The 2434-nt window shown below is 41.8% G+C and carries 2 protein-coding genes; both read right to left on the bottom strand.

Annotation, left to right across the window (positions count from 1 at the left end; translation table 11 throughout):
- Positions 1 to 64 precede the first annotated feature (64 nt).
- Positions 65 to 784, bottom strand: coding sequence for an IS21-like element helper ATPase IstB (gene istB / locus ACFSCZ_RS17710; RefSeq protein WP_144515816.1), 720 nt, complete (start codon positions 782 to 784; stop codon positions 65 to 67).
- Positions 781 to 2283: an IS21 family transposase gene (gene istA / locus ACFSCZ_RS17705; RefSeq protein ID WP_144515815.1), complete on the bottom strand. Its 1503-nt coding sequence runs from the start codon at positions 2281 to 2283 to the stop codon at positions 781 to 783. The genes istB and istA overlap by 4 nt, the downstream gene beginning before the upstream one ends.
- Positions 2284 to 2434: the final 151 nt, after the last annotated feature.

The raw sequence follows: 2434 nt of genomic DNA, 5'->3' as shown, positions 1-2434 counted from the left end.
TGTATTTGGCAAGTAAAAAATGTATGAAATGGCATTTAAAAATGCATGCCACTCGCCAACGGCCTTATGAATGTAATAATGACTCTTTGTAACGGAAGCTGTCGCCCGTAAAAAGCAATAGATGCGAATGATGGATCAACCGGTCGATCACAGCTTCCGTTAAAATTGGATCCCCAAAGACATGATTCCACTGCCCAAACTGTAAGTTAGTAGTGATAATGATGCTCTTATTCTCATAACACATGGATATGACCTGGAATAACAGTTCAGCTCCTTCTTTATTAAGTGGAATATATCCAAGCTCATCCAGCACCAATAAATCCAACTTCTCTATCTGTTTCATCAACTTTGGCAGACGCCCTCCCTGATTGGCTTCGATCAATTGGTTCACCAAGCCTGCCACTGTGTAAAACCTGACTCTATTGCCAAACCCATGTATGGCATTTAAGCTGATCAATGTGGCCAAGTATGTTTTTCCCGTACCGACACCTCCATATAAAATCAGATTCTCTCTTTCTTTGATAAATTCACCTTTTAAAATATACTCTCTACCAATCCCCTGTGAAATTTGGATATGCTCCCACTGGAAAGGGTGGGTCCCTGACTTAGGAAGCTGTGCCTGTTTAAGCAACAGGTTGATCTTTCGTTCCTCCCTATGCTGCACCTCGTTTTCAAACAGCTTAAGAAGATATTCCTGATGGTTTTCTGCCTCTACTTTAGAGAAATTCTCCCTAATCCAGCTCAGTTTCAATCTTTTGGCGTAAGCTTCTAGTTGCTCGTTCATCTTTCTGCCCTCTCATCCTGGAAGAAGGTATCATAGTGGGACAATCCTCTCGTAATGTCCGGCATAGGAGGAACAGTGACACTTGGCGTAATGGCCAGGTACCGGTCTTCTTGATGGAGCAGAGAGTAGAAACAATGCTGTATTTCTTCGGCACTTGGGTGGCCATGAACAGAAGCTAGATTTAAAGCTTTGTTTAAAAGGGAAAAGTCATTGTTTTTCAGTAGCTTTCCTAATAACCCCAGGACATCTTTCTGTTCCTCTTCCGTACAGTTATTGAGGTATTCTGTCCATGCAGGCGGGAATTGCTCATACACACTTGAATACTTGATCGCCCTCGGTCGCTTGGAGAGCAGTTCCAGATAAGGCTGCCAAATAATAGATTTTCGCTTCATCCCGTACAGCCTTGTATGTGTGGCAACCACTTCGTTTTCTTCATTTAATATAATGATAGATTGGTAGTTAATACGCACACGCACCTTTTGACCTGCAAATCGGGGAGAAGTGGAATATTGCTTCTTATCAATGGTGATGAACCCGTATTTATCTGCCCTTATCTCTTGGTAACGAATGGATTCAAATCTCTTTTCAGGCAACAGAAGCCATTCCTTTCTGTCCTCCTGAAACAAGTCACTTTGCAGAACTTGCTTTTCATAATGGGGGCGATTTCGGTCTTTTTCCGCTATAGCCCATAAGGTTTCATTGAAGTGATCAAGATCTACAATTGTATTTTCAGGCAAAAGGAAGTTGTTACGTATATATTTCACCATCGCTTCCACATGGCCTTTCTCATTGCCCTTTCCAGGATTGCAGAATTCGTATGTAAATCCATAATGAAGCACAAAGCGTTCAAATACATCTGTTAAATCGCGTTCCCCTTTCGCCCGTATTTTTTTCACTGCAGGGCTAAGGTTATCAAAACGAATAACTTTAGGTACACCTCCCATATGGTGAAACATCCGCTGCAGTCCCTCCAACAGACACTCCGTATTCTCGGATGGGAAAACTTGAAAGTAAAAGGTGTTACTAAACGGAAAGGACATCACCAAATACGGAAGTTCAATCACTTCGGAATGATACTTGAACGGGGCTGTACCGAAATCAACCTGTGCCGTACCGGCGAAGGACTCTAAGGGAAGGGCTGCTTCGTCCGCCACTTTTTTCAATTCCTTTTTTCGCTGCGAGACATATCCGCGAATAGAACGATAGGAGCCTTTGAACCCATGATGCTTTTCCAGAAGTTGAAACATCCTTTTAGCCGTACGGTGGTATTTCTTTTTCTTTTTAAGATCTTCCTGAATCCACTTGTCCAAGAGGGGTTTGACGGGATCCATTACCCTTGCTTTTCGTTTTTGTTTTTCCTTTTTTGGAAACTCATCCTGATTCGCATACTTACTAACGGTACGTGGATCTATCCCCATTTTTCTTGCTACACTGGCGTAACTTTCTCCTTTTTGATTGACTTCATGTCTGATATAATGAATCTCAGCCACTGCTAACATCTCCTTAATAGCCTCCTGTTAAACGTTGTTGGTCCAACGAGGAGTCTAAAGTTATTTTGAGAAGTTGGCAAGTGGCCTTTTTATTTACATAGATTCGAATTACCTACATAAATTAACTGCCAAACCTTACATTTTTAGAATGCCATAAACA

The organism is Siminovitchia sediminis (assembly GCF_042680885.1).
GTDB classification, from domain to species: domain Bacteria; phylum Bacillota; class Bacilli; order Bacillales; family Bacillaceae_C; genus Siminovitchia; species Siminovitchia sediminis.
This window is presented reverse-complemented; position numbering and strand designations above follow the sequence as displayed.

What these genes read in the sequence shown, in the direction of transcription:
- istA (WP_144515815.1), bottom strand. Translation starts at nt 2,283, where the DNA reads ATGTTAGCAGTGGCTGAGATTCATTATATCAGACATGAAGTCAATCAA.
- istB (WP_144515816.1), bottom strand. Translation starts at nt 784, where the DNA reads ATGAACGAGCAACTAGAAGCTTACGCCAAAAGATTGAAACTGAGCTGG.